At 46.5% G+C, this 13,844-nt stretch carries 16 protein-coding genes; 8 read left to right on the forward strand and 8 right to left on the reverse strand.

The features are described from left to right. The first annotated feature begins 12 nt into the window (after positions 1 to 12). From SG35_RS30220 to SG35_RS30245, 6 genes are read left to right on the forward strand one after another with little or no spacing between them, the layout of a single operon-like run. Positions 13 to 1,002: a Na(+)/H(+) antiporter subunit B gene (locus SG35_RS30220; protein ID WP_269082205.1), complete on the forward strand. Its 990-nt coding sequence runs from the start codon at positions 13 to 15 to the stop codon at positions 1,000 to 1,002. Next, entirely contained in the window at positions 999 to 1,352 is a 354-nt protein-coding gene (locus SG35_RS30225) for a cation:proton antiporter subunit C (RefSeq protein WP_044835646.1), read from the forward strand. The genes SG35_RS30220 and SG35_RS30225 overlap by 4 nt, the downstream gene beginning before the upstream one ends. Next, complete coding sequence (locus SG35_RS30230; RefSeq protein WP_044835647.1) at positions 1,349 to 2,827, forward strand: monovalent cation/H+ antiporter subunit D family protein; 1,479 nt, start codon at positions 1,349 to 1,351, stop codon at positions 2,825 to 2,827. The genes SG35_RS30225 and SG35_RS30230 overlap by 4 nt, the downstream gene beginning before the upstream one ends. Next, positions 2,824 to 4,335 (forward strand): proton-conducting transporter transmembrane domain-containing protein, encoded by a 1,512-nt coding sequence (locus tag SG35_RS30235; RefSeq protein WP_236702699.1) that lies wholly within the window; start codon positions 2,824 to 2,826, stop codon positions 4,333 to 4,335. The genes SG35_RS30230 and SG35_RS30235 overlap by 4 nt, the downstream gene beginning before the upstream one ends. After that, positions 4,332 to 4,676 carry a hypothetical protein gene (locus tag SG35_RS30240; protein ID WP_236702700.1) on the forward strand — a complete coding sequence of 115 codons (345 nt, stop codon included), beginning with the start codon at positions 4,332 to 4,334 and terminating at the stop codon, positions 4,674 to 4,676. The genes SG35_RS30235 and SG35_RS30240 overlap by 4 nt, the downstream gene beginning before the upstream one ends. After that, entirely contained in the window at positions 4,663 to 6,363 is a 1,701-nt protein-coding gene (locus SG35_RS30245) for a Na(+)/H(+) antiporter subunit D (RefSeq protein ID WP_044835648.1), read from the forward strand. The genes SG35_RS30240 and SG35_RS30245 overlap by 14 nt, the downstream gene beginning before the upstream one ends. Positions 6,364 to 6,414: 51 nt before the next feature. On the opposite strand, the gene SG35_RS30250 is transcribed toward SG35_RS30245, so the two are convergent. Next, on the reverse strand, positions 6,415 to 6,954 hold the full coding sequence (locus tag SG35_RS30250; RefSeq protein WP_044835649.1) for a hypothetical protein: 540 nt from the start codon (positions 6,952 to 6,954) through the stop codon (positions 6,415 to 6,417). A gap of 207 nt (positions 6,955 to 7,161) precedes the next feature. On the opposite strand from SG35_RS30250, the gene SG35_RS30255 reads away from it, so the two are divergent. Continuing rightward, on the forward strand, positions 7,162 to 9,369 hold the full coding sequence (locus SG35_RS30255; protein WP_044835650.1) for an FG-GAP repeat domain-containing protein: 2,208 nt from the start codon (positions 7,162 to 7,164) through the stop codon (positions 9,367 to 9,369). 137 nt (positions 9,370 to 9,506) lie between these two features. Here SG35_RS30255 and SG35_RS30260 read toward each other — a convergent pair whose 3' ends face one another. The 6 genes from SG35_RS30260 to SG35_RS30285 all read right to left on the reverse strand — a co-directional run bounded on the left by SG35_RS30260 (position 9,507) and on the right by SG35_RS30285 (position 13,009). Then, positions 9,507 to 9,752: a hypothetical protein gene (locus SG35_RS30260; protein WP_044835651.1), complete on the reverse strand. Its 246-nt coding sequence runs from the start codon at positions 9,750 to 9,752 to the stop codon at positions 9,507 to 9,509. Positions 9,753 to 10,137: 385 nt separating this feature from the next. Then, positions 10,138 to 10,803: a hypothetical protein gene (locus tag SG35_RS30265; RefSeq protein ID WP_044835652.1), complete on the reverse strand. Its 666-nt coding sequence runs from the start codon at positions 10,801 to 10,803 to the stop codon at positions 10,138 to 10,140. After that, positions 10,803 to 11,282 carry an RNA polymerase sigma factor gene (locus SG35_RS30270; protein ID WP_044835653.1) on the reverse strand — a complete coding sequence of 160 codons (480 nt, stop codon included), beginning with the start codon at positions 11,280 to 11,282 and terminating at the stop codon, positions 10,803 to 10,805. Before SG35_RS30270 ends, SG35_RS30265 begins: the two co-directional genes overlap by 1 nt. After that, positions 11,272 to 11,778 (reverse strand): TlpA family protein disulfide reductase, encoded by a 507-nt coding sequence (locus tag SG35_RS30275; protein ID WP_053043405.1) that lies wholly within the window; start codon positions 11,776 to 11,778, stop codon positions 11,272 to 11,274. The genes SG35_RS30270 and SG35_RS30275 overlap by 11 nt, the downstream gene beginning before the upstream one ends. A gap of 11 nt (positions 11,779 to 11,789) precedes the next feature. Continuing rightward, positions 11,790 to 12,494 (reverse strand): cytochrome c biogenesis protein CcdA, encoded by a 705-nt coding sequence (locus SG35_RS30280; RefSeq protein WP_044835654.1) that lies wholly within the window; start codon positions 12,492 to 12,494, stop codon positions 11,790 to 11,792. 38 nt (positions 12,495 to 12,532) lie between these two features. Continuing rightward, positions 12,533 to 13,009: a hypothetical protein gene (locus SG35_RS30285; RefSeq protein ID WP_044835655.1), complete on the reverse strand. Its 477-nt coding sequence runs from the start codon at positions 13,007 to 13,009 to the stop codon at positions 12,533 to 12,535. Positions 13,010 to 13,065: 56 nt separating this feature from the next. On the opposite strand from SG35_RS30285, the gene SG35_RS30290 reads away from it, so the two are divergent. Then, positions 13,066 to 13,206 (forward strand): hypothetical protein, encoded by a 141-nt coding sequence (locus SG35_RS30290; RefSeq protein ID WP_160298393.1) that lies wholly within the window; start codon positions 13,066 to 13,068, stop codon positions 13,204 to 13,206. A gap of 25 nt (positions 13,207 to 13,231) precedes the next feature. Here the strand turns inward: SG35_RS30290 and SG35_RS30295 are convergent, their stop codons facing one another. Next, positions 13,232 to 13,825 (reverse strand): 2-hydroxychromene-2-carboxylate isomerase, encoded by a 594-nt coding sequence (locus SG35_RS30295; protein ID WP_044835656.1) that lies wholly within the window; start codon positions 13,823 to 13,825, stop codon positions 13,232 to 13,234. Between the last annotated feature and the right edge of the window lie 19 nt (positions 13,826 to 13,844).

Consider the following 13,844-nt stretch of genomic DNA (forward strand, 5'->3'; position numbering starts at 1 on the left):
TTGTGCTTTTTATTGCTTACTGTGTTTGCCATAGTACGCATGCACGACTTGTTCGCAATCGTGATGTTATTAAGCATTTATGGATTTTTATGTGCCAGTTTTTTTATGGTGATGGACGCGGTCGATGTTGCTTTCACCGAGGCGGCGGTGGGGATCGGCATTTCGACCTTATTGTTACTTTCTGCTTTAACTTTAACGGGGCGGTTTGAAAAAAAACAGCGCCATAAGCCGCTATTGGCTGTTTTTTCTGTTGCTATAACGGCCAGCTTATTGATCTACGGCACCTTGCAAATGCCTCCTTTTGGTTCGGCTTATGCCCCGGCGCATCAGCACATAGCAACGCATTATATTACCCAATCTTTCGGTGAAACCGGCATTATCAATATCGTGACCAGTGTATTAGCCAGCTACCGGGGCTATGATACCTTGGGAGAGTTGATCGTCATTTTTACCGCCGGTATGGGGGTGCTGGTGTTACTAAGGGGAACAACATCACCAGCTAAAGACAGTGCGATTAAAGACAGTGCGATTAAAGGCAAGCGGGTAACAAGCAAGCAACCGGCGCCGATGAAGCAACATGCTATCTTACGCATTGTCTCCAAGATGCTTATTCCCCTGATTTTATTATTCGCCTTATATGTACAGTTTCATGCAGATTTTGGCCCCGGCGGTGGCTTCCAGGCTGGGGTGATTTTTGCTTCGGTGATCATCCTTTATGTCATGATTTTCGGTCTTAGGGCAACCCAAAAAACCATCAGTCTTGCCTGGCTGGAGTTTTTGGCGGCGCTGGGGGTGTTGATTTTCGGCAGTGTCGGCCTGCTTTCACTTTTGTTTGGAGAGAATTTTCTCGATTACAATATGTTGTCGTCAGATCCCGTGCAGGCCCAGCACCTGGGGATTTTCGTGGTTGAGATCGGGGTGGGCATTACCGTTGCGGCGACCATTATCCTGATTTTTATGACCTTTACCGGACGCATGGCGAACCGGGGGGAACAGCAATGAATTTTTTTGAGCTCTTTAACTACTGGGTGGTGATGTTGCTGATGATGAGCGGCTTATATATTTTGATCGCCCACGGAAACTTCGTTAAAAAAATTATTGGCCTGAGTATCTTCCAGACCTCGCTCTATATCTTTTACATCAGCATGGCCAAAGTTACCGGGGCAATCGCACCTATTATCCAACAGGGAGTTGAACTTTATTCTAACCCCCTGCCACATGTATTGATCTTAACCGCCATAGTCGTCGGCATTTCCACAACAGCCCTTGCGCTTGCTTTAGTGATCCGCATTAAACAAGCCTACGGTACGATTGAAGAAGACGAAATACAGGCTATGGATGAAGAGTCGTGATTGCACAATTGCCTATTTTGCAGGTAATTGTGCCGCTGCTGGCGGCTCCTTGTTGCCTGCTGGTTGGCCGCAGCAAATTGGTGTGGTTTTTTGCCTTGGTGGCAAGCGCAATTACCTTTGTCATCAGCTTGGTTTTATTGCAGCAAGTGCAGGAAAGCGGCACTATCCACTACAGCCTTGGCGGCTGGAGTGCTCCCTTTGGTATTGAGTATCGGATAGATCTGCTCAATGCCTACCTGCTGTTGATCGTATCAAGTATAACCAGCATCATTTTGCTGACCGCCCATGCCAGTATTACTGCTGAATTAAATGAAAGTAAGCATAAGTTATTTTACGTAGTTTTTTTATTATGCCTGGCGGGTATGTTGGGCATAATTGCCACCGGCGATGTTTTTAACTTATTTGTTTTTTTAGAGATTTCTGCCCTCTCCTCCTACACTTTGATCGCTCTGGGGCAAAAACGCCAGGCATTAACCGCGGCGTTTCGTTATTTGCTGGTGGGTACCCTGGGGGCCAGCTTTATTTTGATCGGCATTGGCCTGATGTATATGGTTACCGGTACCCTGAACATGTTTGATCTGTCCGAGCGTTTGCCCGAAGTAGCCCAGTCCCGAACTGTGGTGACCGCCTTTTCCTTCCTTATCCTTGGGGTTTGCCTGAAACTGGCGTTGTTTCCCCTGCACTGGTGGCTGCCCAATGCCTATGCCTACGCGCCTTCTGTGGTCAGTGCGCTGCTTGCGGCAACGGCCACTAAGGTGGCGATTTATATTTTGCTGCGTTTTATCTTTACTGTTTTTGGCGGGGAGTTTTCTTTTACCACCCTGCCCCTTCAGGAAATTTTATCTGTGCTCGGTATTGCCGGTGTCTTGACTGCTTCGGTGATGGCCATCTACCAGCAAAATGTCAAACAACTCTTTGCTTATTCCAGCGTCGCGCAAATTGCCTACATGATGTTGGCACTGGCCATGAACAGTACCAATGGCTTGATTGCGACTTTACTGCATCTTTTCAATCATGCCTTGATGAAAGGGGCGCTTTTTTTAGCTTTGGCCGGAGTCATGTACCGGCTGGGTAGTGTCGAGTTAACACAATTTTCCGGTCTTGGTAAACGTATGCCCTGGACCATGGCAGCGATAGTGATCGGCGGTTTAAGTTTAATTGGTCTTCCGCTGACGGTTGGCTTTATCAGCAAATGGTATCTTTTACGTGCCGCCCTGGAGAACGGCTGGTGGCCGCTGGCCATCTTTATTTTACTTGGCTCGTTATTGGCCGTGGTTTATGTCTGGCGCATCGTAGAAACGGCGTACTTTTCCCCACCTAAAGCCGGGCATAACCAGGTTAAAGAGGCGCCGTTAAGCTTATTGCTGCCCACCTGGATTTTGGTATTGGCTAATCTTTATTTTGGCTGTGATGCCAGCTTCACCATAGCGGTGACAGAATTAACGGCGCAATCTCTACTTGGAGGTGCGCCATGATGACAGGCAATGTATTATCGCCCTTTATCAGTGATGAATGGCAGCTACAACTTACTATTTTATTGCCCTTAGCCGCGGCTTTGGCCATACGCCTGGCGCAGAAGCGTCCCAATATCCGCGAAGCTGTTTCCCTGGTCACCAGCGCTATGCTGGTACTGCTTAGCTATAGCCTGTACCGCAATCTTAGCCAGGGATTTGAGCTTAAGCTTGTCTGGTTTGAAGTCATTCCCGGGCTGGAGCTGAGTTTTACTACCGAGCCCTTGGCTTTGTTATTTGCACTCATGGCGAGTTTTTTATGGCTGGTTACCAGTATTTATTCGATAGGGTATATGAGAGGGCTGCGAGAGCCCGGGCAAACCCGGTTTTATCAATTTTTTTCCATTGCCATTACCACTGTTATGGGCATAGCCTTTGCCGCCAACCTCTTTACCTTGTTTGTCTTTTATGAATTATTAACCTTGTCTACCTACCCCCTGGTCACTCATAAAGGTGACAACAAGGCTAAAAGCGGCGGCCGCACATATCTGGCTGTGTTGCTTTTTACCTCATTTGTTTTTTTTATGATCGCTATTATGGGCACCTGGTTAGTGGCAGGAACCCTGGACTTTACCCCGGGGGGGATCTTCGATCACCAGGTTGCTCCGGGCATCTGCGCTGTGCTACTGGTGCTATTTATTTTTGGCATAGGTAAGGCGGCAATTGTGCCCTTTCACCGTTGGTTACCTGCGGCTATGGTTGCCCCTACCCCGGTCAGTGCGCTGTTACATGCGGTGGCGGTGGTTAAAGGCGGTGTCTTTACCATATTAAAAGTGTGCACTTATATTTTTGGACTGGAGTTAATGCCAGAGTTGGCCAGTAGTCAGGCGTTGCTTTATCTGGCCGGCGCCTCTGTTTTTCTGGCCTCCCTGGTGGCAATGCGCCAGGATAACCTTAAGAAGCGCCTGGCCTATTCAACCATCAGCCAGCTGGGTTATGTCACCATAGCAGCACTGCTGGCCAATAATGCCGGTGTTATTGCCGGGGGTATGCATATGGTGATTCATGCCTTTGGTAAAATTACCTTGTTTTTTTGCGCCGGGGCTATCCTGATAAGAACCGGGAAAAAAGAAATCAGCCAGATGGCGGGACTTGGCCGGCAGATGCCTTTTACCATGGTTGCCTTTTTTATTGCCAGCTTGGCCATTATCGGTTTGCCGCCGACAGCGGGTGTATGGAGTAAATGGTTTTTATTACAAGGGGCATTAGATGCTCAGCAATGGTTGCTGCTGCTGGTATTATGTTTGAGCTCTTTGATGAGTATCTTTTATTTATTGGCGATCCCTGTACGTGCTTTTTTCCCGGGCAGTGACCCCGGGCCTAGAAGCTCTGTGCGCCAGGAAGCGCCATTACCGGTTTTAATCGCTATCGGAATTTCAACCCTGGCGTGTTTGCTGCTGTTTTTATTTCCACAACCGCTGTTTGACTTGGCTGCTGCTGTCATTACCACGCAAGGAGGGGAGGCAAGATGACGAAGGAAAAAGCTATGCCGCAAAAAGGCAGGCAGGAGGAAAAGTACTTTTTTGATAAGCCGGAAAATGTCAGGCGGGTGATTCATTCGTTAGTTGTTATTTGTGTGCTTCTATTTGCCCTGGACTTTGTTTTGCATCGGCATAGTAGCCACCCCTGGGAGCATATGCCGGGTTTTTATGCGTTTTACGGTTTTATCGGTTGTGTGTTATTGGTGATCATTGCCAAGTGGATGCGAATGTTTTTGAAACGTCCGCCGGATTATTATCTCAAGGAAAAGCAAGGTGACAAGATAAACACAGAGCAAACTGGTAAGGCAGGAGGAAAAGATGTGGCTCCCTGAACTTCCTCCGTTTATGCCTTTTATGATCATAGCCTTGTTTGTTTTTTTTAGCAGGGGGCCCTTGGTCACTGTGTTGATGTTAGCGGCTCCGCTGTGGGGGGCGCTAAATTTATGGCAACTCGAGCAAGGCTTACTCTGGCAAGTTACTTTAGTTGAGCTGCAGCTGATGCCGCTAAGGGTTGATAAACTCAGTACCTTTTTTGGTTATCTTTTTCATCTTGCCTCCTTTTTCTGCATTGTTTATGCGTTGCATGTGCGCGATAAGGTGCAGCAGCTTGCCTGTTTGCTTTATACCGCAGCGGCCCTGGGGGCGGTCTTTTCCGGTGACTTACTGTCCTTGTTTATTTTTTGGGAAATGATGGCGCTATCTTCTGTTTTTCTGATCTGGGCGCGGCGCAGTGCCGATTCATACGCCAGCGGATTACGCTACCTGGCTTATCAGGTCATCTCAGGTTTATTGCTTTTGATCGGTACCATCTTTTACTGGCAAGAGCACGGCAGCTTAGTTTTTACTTATATGTCATTACAGGGCACAGGGGCCTGGTTGATATTTTTCGCCTTCGGCATTAAATGCGCTTTTCCCATGTTGCATACCTGGCTTACCGACGGCTACCCGAATGCAACCGTCAGCGGCACCGTTTTTTTAAGTGCCTTTACCACTAAAGTGGCGGTTTATGGCCTGGCAAGAGCTTTCCCCGGCAGCGAGATCCTGATCTATATCGGTGCGGTTATGACCTGTTTTCCTATCTTTTATGCGGTGATTGAAAATGACCTGCGCCGGGTGTTGGCCTACAGCCTGATCAACCAACTCGGTTTTATGGTGGTAGGCATCGGCATAGGTACAGAGCTTGCGCTTAATGGCGCCGTTGCCCATGCCTTTAATGATGTGTTGTTTAAAGGGCTGTTGTTTATGTCTATGGGCGCTGTATTGCAGATGACAGGACGTATCAACGGCTCTGAGTTGGGGGGCTTGTATAAAACCATGCCGAAAACCACCTTGCTTTGTCTGGTTGGTGCGGCATCAATTTCCGCTTTTCCTTTGTTTAATGGTTTTGTCAGCAAGTCTATGGTGATGACTGCCGCGCTCAATCAAGGTTACGATTGGATCTGGTTGGCGCTGTTATTTGCATCGGCGGGGGTTTTCCACCATGCCGGGATTAAGATCCCCTATTTTGCTTTTTTCGCTCATGACAGCGGCATCCGCAGCCAGGACCCGCCAAACAATATGTTGCTGGCCATGGTTATTGCCGCCGCCTTATGCCTGGCTATCGGCATTTATCCGAATTTGTTGTATCAGCTACTGCCTTTTGAGAGCGCTTACCAGCCTTATGATGTCTCCCATGTGCTGGCGCAAACGCAACTGTTATGTTTTGCTGCCCTGGCTTTTCTCTGGCTCAATGTCAAGGGCCTTTATCCGCCAGAATTACCTTCGGTAAACCTGGATGCAGATTGGCTCTATCGGCGTCTGCTGGCAAACGTTTGGTTAACGTTAAGCAATAAAGTTTGGCAAACTGATCAGCATATCCGGAAAATCTTTCTCGATAAACTCAAACAGCTGTTAGCCCTGGTGGCTAAATATCACAGGCCCGGCGGTATTTTGGCGCGTGCGCAAACAGTAGGCAATATGGCGTTATGGATTGCTATTTTACTGGCGTGCTCTTTAGGATTAAGTTTTATAGGCCTTTAAGACTGTGAAATGGTTAAATTTCAGATTAAGCGGTTTTTTATATCAAAGGTTTCAGTCATTCACGTTGATAAACAACAGCGGGAACCCCTGATGGTGTGCCAGATAGGGGAAGCAAATACAATGACTCTTCCGGCATTTTACCCCGGTATTTAGTTCGGCTTCACATTTGCTACCGGTGCAAACATCTTTCCTGGCAAGGTAATTCATTTCATCGCAAAAAATCACATTGATAGCCGCTGCCAATTGCTGTTCTTCCCGGCGCCATTGATTTAACAGCTGTTCCTTGTCGGTTAATGACTCCGGCAGGGTTTGCCTGGTAACAATAAAAAAGTCTGGCTTCGATGGTGCTAAGCTGTCGGTAATAAGATATATACCGGTTAGTTCATATTGCTGCAAATCTCTGAGACTGCGCTTTATGATGTAGCTGATCAAATTGGGAGGCACGCTTTCAGGCAGGTCGGCGATGATATTGCCATAGATATGGGGGATATGGAGGGCATCTAGCGCAAGCACGAAATTTTTATCTATGCATTTATAAGCATCGCTGTATAAGGTTTTTATTTTCTTTTCATATTGCGATTTCTTGCTCATCTCTAACGGTTTTCCTGTTATCTAAAGCACATTGTCACTTTCGGTCATTTGAATATTAGCAGATAACGCCCTGGTGCCTTGAAAAACAGGAAAAGAGAGGCCAGCAGGTGAATGTTTTGTATTTATTTTACATGATGTTAACATGAAACTTGGTCTTGCCTGATTATTTTTCGGGTAGTGGATATTAAAAACTATATAAGGAACATTATGTTGAAAGCACTATTTTCACCCCGCCTGCTCTCGCTGCTGTTGGCCTTGCCACTTGTTAGCCAGGCTGCCGTTTCCCGTTTAGATCAGGTTATAGCAGCTGATTTTAGCGAGGGGTTTACCGGTCATGCGATGGCGATGGGAGATTTTGATGGCGACGGTATCGATGAGTACGCCTTTTACGATAAACAATCCCAGACATTAAAAATCAACAGCTCTGCTCACACCGTTTTAAGTGACGATAAAGAAGGTCAATTAAGTAAAAATACCAGCTTCTCCTTAGCGAATCTGCCGGAGCGAGATTTTATCGCAATCACATCGGGTAACCTGGCAACCGAAGGCAGTTCATGCGGTTTTTCCAAGGGGGATAGCGCCTTATGTAAAGACGAGATCGCCATCTTGCGAAACTCTACCGACGGCAGCTCTCCCAACATTATTGTTTATCAATATCAGGATAATCAGCTGATTGAAGTCAGCACTTTAAAAATTGGCGCTGGCGATTATCCCTGGGTTGATATTACCGCAGGAGATTTTAACGGCGATGGTATGGACGAACTGGTGGTGGCGAAAAAGTCCTGGTCGCAATTTATTTTGCTGGCCATGGATACCGCCACCAATAGCCTGAAAATAAAGTCGTCTAAAAATATCAGTACAGTTGCCAGCGAAAATGACTGGCGCAGCATGTCTACCGGTGATTATAACAATGACGGCAGGGATGAAGTACTGGCGGTAAGGCAAGCTGTCGGCGAGATGAAAGATGTGCTGATCTGGGATATTTACAGCGATAATAACTGGGATTTTGATGAAATTGCCGCCTATAACCATGCTTATGGCAACAGCCATTATAACTGGCTGGATGTGGCATCCGGGGAATTTGACGGCAACCCGGATAACGGTGAAGAATTCGTGCTGTTTAAAAACAGTCATAGTTATCTTATTTATTATGGCTTTGATAACGGTTTAGTTTCCGTGCTCTATGGCGCCAATTACACCAGTGACAGCCTTTATCCCTGGAACGGCATTGAGGCGGGGAATGCCATTTTAAATAATGAGCGCGATGAACTTGTCTCCTTTAGAAGCGCCAGCCCAGGAAGCGACGGAGATATTGCGGTTTATGCCAATAAGGACTTTTTTAGCCAAAAGATAAACCGGGTGCAAAAAAATGGTTATATCTGGGGAAGCTATGCCCAGGGAAAAAGCTTTTTACGCACGGCAACAACAAATGGCACACAATTAGACCCAGGTTTATTGCAAACCTATATGGAAGATACATCCCACAGGATTTATAACTTTTTACTCTCCGACGCTTATATCAATGGCAGCAATCCCTGGCAAAGTAACATCCGCGGCCGGGAATATTTGAGTTTGGTGGAGTATCTGGAACAGACTAAAAACTCCGATCTTAAGGTGATGGTGACCCTGATCAACCCTAACCAGGCATATCAATATGAATATGTGGAGCAAGACGGACAAACCGTTAAAAGAAAAATGCTTGAACTAGGTCCACATAAAGGTTCGATTCCGGCGGACTCAAGCAGAACCGACTGGGATGAAACTGCTTTGTTCGGCCGCTTCAGTGATTATGGTTTTAACGAAATAAATACTTTGGACTATACCGCCTGGTTTACCTTGCTCGGGAAACTGGCTAAGCAGTATCCTAATCTCATCGCCATTAATGTCGATGACTTTTCCCATAACCCCAACGTGTTTACTGAACAATACTTAGGACAAATGGTCTCGGCTTTACGCCATGAAAATCCGGACATTTTATTCACGCCAACCGCTTATTACGATATCCTGCAAAACAATGTCGCGCAGGAGCAAAAGACCAAGGCCTACACCCGAAATTATGTCGATGGCTTTATTTTTTATTACCGCAATGAAAAGAGCAAAGATGAATGCTCAGGCTCATCCGGCAGCTGGAACATGCATGGTATCGGCACTGAGGATAACTATGCAGGTGAGCTTAATGACTTTAAAAACTGGTTATGGCCTCAGGCAAATAAAGCGACGGATAAATTGCTGATGACAGGGATTTATGCATCGTCGCACTCTGCCAGCTGTGAGGCGCCTAATGCCGCCACGACCGGTGATGTGATGGACCAAGCTAAAGCCAGCAGTGACGGAGTGATGATATATACCTCTCAGGCCATAGGTACAGATATCGGCAATACGGTACATCAACGTTTTCAAAACTGGAATTATTGATTGCTATCAGGCTGATGCTTAGATCCGGATGTTATTGGCCCTTTGTTATTATTCTCTATGATCATTTTGAATAACAGCGGGAAGCTTGGCGGTTCTCCCGGGCAACTCAGCGGCTTTGCCCGGGATTAATGCTCTGATTACTCGGTTGCCGCCGGTAATACCATTGCAAAAATAATCCCATTCCAGTTTGGCACATAAAGCAGGCTGACAGGAATCGGTAAGGCAACTATCCACCCCAATATCAGTATTTTCTTGCGGCCATCGCTTTCGCTGAGCTTTCCGGCAAATAAATTCATTACTGCCTTGATTATGTAAAACACTACCACAAAAGCAGCCAGTAAAAAGAAAGTCTGATCAGCCAAAGCAAATGCAGACTCGGCCAATCCGGGAACAACAACCTCAAACTTAACGGCGATATCGGCAACTGCTTGCCCAATACCCTAAATATCAGCTTTTTAGCTTACAGCTCAGTTCAAATTATGGAGAAGTTGGCAGATGTGGCAGTCTCGGCCGGCTCGCCTGTCATGCCTGTTCAACAGCAATATCGCCGCTATTAAAAGCTATGGGGGTCAACCTAGGCTGGTGTGGGGCTATCCTTTCAGTCTGGGCAAAGATACCAGCCGGGAGGCAATAGACAGGTGCTGTAAAAACTGAAAATGTTATAAAGGTTAATATCACCAGGGTCGTCTATAGTACCGGGTGACAAAGGTTTCATTTGTCCCGTTTGCTAGTTAAAAGCCGTAAGCCTGAAGATTAATCTGCTGGGGATTATTCCAGTTCACTTTGTGCCAGCCCCAGCATCAGCCCTTTCTCTAACCATAATTCCACTTTAACTCCGGCATCATAGCCATAGTGGTTGGCCGGAATAACCGGTGAGTGCTGTGGCAGTTTAGTCTGATAAAGGGTCATTATTTTACCCGTTTGATTATTTTTGATACGCAACTGAGCTGCCAGATTGCCTTGAATCGAGCAGTAGCGCCCCCCCTGCAATTGCCATTCAGGCGAAGAAAAACGTTCGGAATTAATCAGGCTAAAGTCCAGTTTACTCAGGTAATTACCGACATCAGCTAAAGTGGCCGATTTTACTTCCAGTGCCGCCTGTTTATTATGGTTATAGGCAATTTCACTGACGATTTTCTCATCTGCAGAAGGCTGCAAACCGGCTCTAATGCCAAGAACCAGCACAAATGCCACGGCCAAGGCACTGATTGACCAGGAAAGCTTTAATGAACTTGCTTTGTCGCCTTCGTAGAAGTAGTTAAGCATTTTCGACGGCAGTTGCAGTAAGGTTTTAAACCAGGCAGCTTTGCCCTGCCCTGCTAGTTGATTATTACCGGCTTTCGTTTGTATTTGCTGCAATTTTTCCAGCTGCTGTGGAGAAAGTTTCTTATCCCGGTAAAAACTTGCTATATCTTGTTTAAGTGTTTTTTTCATCACCAAGTCTCCGATTTTGTTTCAAGAAAACTTGCAAACTTTGTTGTTAATCTTTGCTTAAGGCGGTGAATCTTAGACAGTAATGTACCTTTAGGTTTACCCTGCATATTGGCAACCTCCTGAACTGAATATTCTTCTACCGCCCATAAAAACATGAGCTCCCTTTCTTCATCATTTAATTCATCTAGCAGGTGCTGGATTTGATCCTGTTCGATATAAATATCTTCCAGCGATTTAAAAGCATCCTGGTTTTCTTTGAGATCATTCTGTTTTACCAGATGCAATTTCTGGTGACGCTGCTCGTCAAAATATTGATTACGCATCATAGTACGTAAGTAGGCCACCGGATGCTCAATTGAGATATCTTTACTCAAGTACTTTTCCAGTGATGATTGCAGTAAATCATATGCCCGATCTTCATTCTGACACAGCGAGAGTCCGTACCGGTATAGTTTGTTAAATTGCTTGTTATTCAGCATGTGCAGTATCGCTTTTTACGGTTAATAACCGCTCCAGGTGCTCGGCCAGATCATCCGGCACTTCGGCGGAGCGGTATTGGATCACGCCATTGATATCAATAACCAACTGGGTCGGCGTTCCCATGACTCCATAAAGTTTAGTTACTTTACGCTCAGTATCGTAGGCCACAGGATAGGTTAATGCGTGTTTATTTATATAGCGTTTTACTTTTTTGAGTGAGTCGTTGATGCTGGTATTGATGGCCAGCATTTTGATATCGCCGCTATAGTTAGCATGGATCTCTTTTAGTTTAGGGATCTCCCGCTTGCAGTTAGGACACCAGGTTGCCCAAAAAATGAGATACACCGCCTGCTTACCTTTAAAGTCCGACAGCTGAAATTCACTGCCGCCAATTTCACTGATGGTAAAATCGGCCGCGCTATCACCTCTATAGGCCGTTGCTGCCGCCGGCAGGTTAGCCAAGAGACAAAAGCAAAAAGTTATTAAAATCTTCATCACAATACTCCTTAAAACAGTAATATGCCCATTTGTATGAAAAAGTACTCCGCTGCTCCCAGCATCAGCAGTGCCAGTAAGCGTTTGGTCCATAACATCCAGGCGCCTGATTTAGGTATTCTGGTGGCGAGGGAAGAAAAGGTGCCGATAAGGATCAAAAGCGCCCCTAAACCAAAGGCAAAGGCAAATAACAACAGGCCGCCGTAGAACAATTCACCGCTGGTGGCAACAAAGGTTAATAAAGTTGCCAGAACAGGCGCGGTACAGGGGCCGGCAACCAAACCGGATGCCATGCCGGCCAGTAATATTTTTCCTTTGCCCAGCGAAACGCTATTGCCGGCACTGGTCATAAATCCCAGTTGCGGCAAATTCACCCAGCCCATCATCCAGACGGCAAAAAACAGGCATAAGTTGGCGACCAGGAAATAACCCCAGGGATGAGTGGATATTTCGCCAAAAAAACTACCGGTTGCCGCAGCAGCTACCCCCAGGCCGCCATATACCAGGGCTAATCCCGACACATAAATGACGGAATTAATAAAGCCGGTAAAGCGCCTGCCCCCGCTGTTACCGCCGACCACGCTGATGGTGATCGGGATCATCGGATAAACGCAGGGAGTTGCACTGGTGAGCAAGCCGCCGAGAAAGGCCAAGGCAATGGCGGTAAAAACACCGCCTTGCAAGCTGACAGTTAACAGTTCATTGATATTGTCCATTTAACCCCCGAAAAGCTTGATAAGCCATGGACATGAAATTAATGATGGTCTTTATCATGGCTATGCTCAGGCGCCTGACCTACCTTGCGGCTGGCAAGTGCCTTGGCAATTTTTTGATCTTCTTGCCATGCCGCCCTGGCTATCTCATCTGCACTGACTCCTTCAACCTTGATATCAGCTATTTCAATTTGATGGGCATTGGGATATAACCAGCCGCTGATGTGGGCTTTTTTATGCAATACCGTGTGATGCGCCCGGATAATGTCATGGCCTTTTTCGTTATTAACAAAGGTCCACAAGGTGCCGTCCGCCAGTTTTAAGCCGACATCATGCAGGCTGTATAACGAACACTGGGCATTTGCCCCCGACAGTTTCTTTAAGCTACACCCGGTACAGACCAGTTCACCTTCAATGTTCATTCGGTCCATGCCTTTATTACTGTCAAAACTGCCGGCATTAGCCGTGGCAGCCAGTAATAAGCCGCAGGTGAGTAACAGAGCTTTTATAGATTTCATCGCAACTTCTCTTTTTGATTAATGACAAACTAATAACGTATGAGGCGGGCAATTGATTGCAGAAACATATAAATAACGGTGAAGGGCATCAGGCAAGCCCGTTTCCCGGGGAAAACTGGAAAAATACCGGGTGTGCCGCAGAGCAAGGGGCAATAAAGAAAGAAGAGGAACTCAGGGCCAGTGCGGCCCTGTGTTAAGCCAGCGTGATATTAATCAGCTGTTTTATCGCGTCGTTAATGTTTCTTCGATAAAATCTAACCTGTCCTGGCCAAAATACATGTCGTTGCCAATAAACATGGTCGGGACACCGAACAGGCCCCGTGCGACGGCCTCGTCGGTAAAACGGATAAGTGCTTGCTTAATTTCATTTCCCTGGCTCAAGGCCATTAAGGTGTTAACATCGATATCACCGGCCGCCAACTCCCGGGCAAGAATATCCATATCCCCCAGGTTTAAGCCCTTTTGCCAGATGGCGGTAAAAACCACTTGGCAATAACGGTCAAAACATCCTGATTTCTCTGCCGCCAGTGCGCCGCGCATCAAAGGTAAGGTATTGATGGGAAAATATGGATTGAGTTTAAAGTCGACATCATAGCGCTTGGCAAACCTGGGCAGATCATGCTGCATCATATAACGGGCTTTGGCGGGGATCATCGCCGGGGAGGCATTGTCTGTTTGCTTAAAAATTCCCCCCAGTAATACAGGTTTATAGTGTATGTGTAGGGCATGTTGTCGGCTGAGTTGTTGCAGGCGGTAATAGGCTAAATAAGAGGTGGGACTGCCGAAGTCGAAATAAAAATCAATTTCTGTATTCATGGTTTTTCCTTTTTGTGCT

The organism is Thalassomonas actiniarum, from assembly GCF_000948975.2.
Classification (GTDB): domain Bacteria; phylum Pseudomonadota; class Gammaproteobacteria; order Enterobacterales; family Alteromonadaceae; genus Thalassomonas; species Thalassomonas actiniarum.

What these genes read in the sequence shown, in the direction of transcription:
- SG35_RS30255 (WP_044835650.1), top strand. Translation starts at nt 7,162, where the DNA reads ATGTTGAAAGCACTATTTTCACCCCGCCTGCTCTCGCTGCTGTTGGCC.
- SG35_RS30295 (WP_044835656.1), bottom strand. Translation starts at nt 13,825, where the DNA reads ATGAATACAGAAATTGATTTTTATTTCGACTTCGGCAGTCCCACCTCT.
- SG35_RS30245 (WP_044835648.1), top strand. Translation starts at nt 4,663, where the DNA reads ATGTGGCTCCCTGAACTTCCTCCGTTTATGCCTTTTATGATCATAGCC.
- SG35_RS30250 (WP_044835649.1), bottom strand. Translation starts at nt 6,954, where the DNA reads ATGAGCAAGAAATCGCAATATGAAAAGAAAATAAAAACCTTATACAGC.
- SG35_RS30235 (WP_236702699.1), top strand. Translation starts at nt 2,824, where the DNA reads ATGATGACAGGCAATGTATTATCGCCCTTTATCAGTGATGAATGGCAG.
- SG35_RS30240 (WP_236702700.1), top strand. Translation starts at nt 4,332, where the DNA reads ATGACGAAGGAAAAAGCTATGCCGCAAAAAGGCAGGCAGGAGGAAAAG.
- SG35_RS30270 (WP_044835653.1), bottom strand. Translation starts at nt 11,282, where the DNA reads ATGCTGAATAACAAGCAATTTAACAAACTATACCGGTACGGACTCTCG.
- SG35_RS30265 (WP_044835652.1), bottom strand. Translation starts at nt 10,803, where the DNA reads ATGAAAAAAACACTTAAACAAGATATAGCAAGTTTTTACCGGGATAAG.
- SG35_RS30280 (WP_044835654.1), bottom strand. Translation starts at nt 12,494, where the DNA reads ATGGACAATATCAATGAACTGTTAACTGTCAGCTTGCAAGGCGGTGTT.
- SG35_RS30225 (WP_044835646.1), top strand. Translation starts at nt 999, where the DNA reads ATGAATTTTTTTGAGCTCTTTAACTACTGGGTGGTGATGTTGCTGATG.
- SG35_RS30275 (WP_053043405.1), bottom strand. Translation starts at nt 11,778, where the DNA reads ATGAAGATTTTAATAACTTTTTGCTTTTGTCTCTTGGCTAACCTGCCG.
- SG35_RS30285 (WP_044835655.1), bottom strand. Translation starts at nt 13,009, where the DNA reads ATGAAATCTATAAAAGCTCTGTTACTCACCTGCGGCTTATTACTGGCT.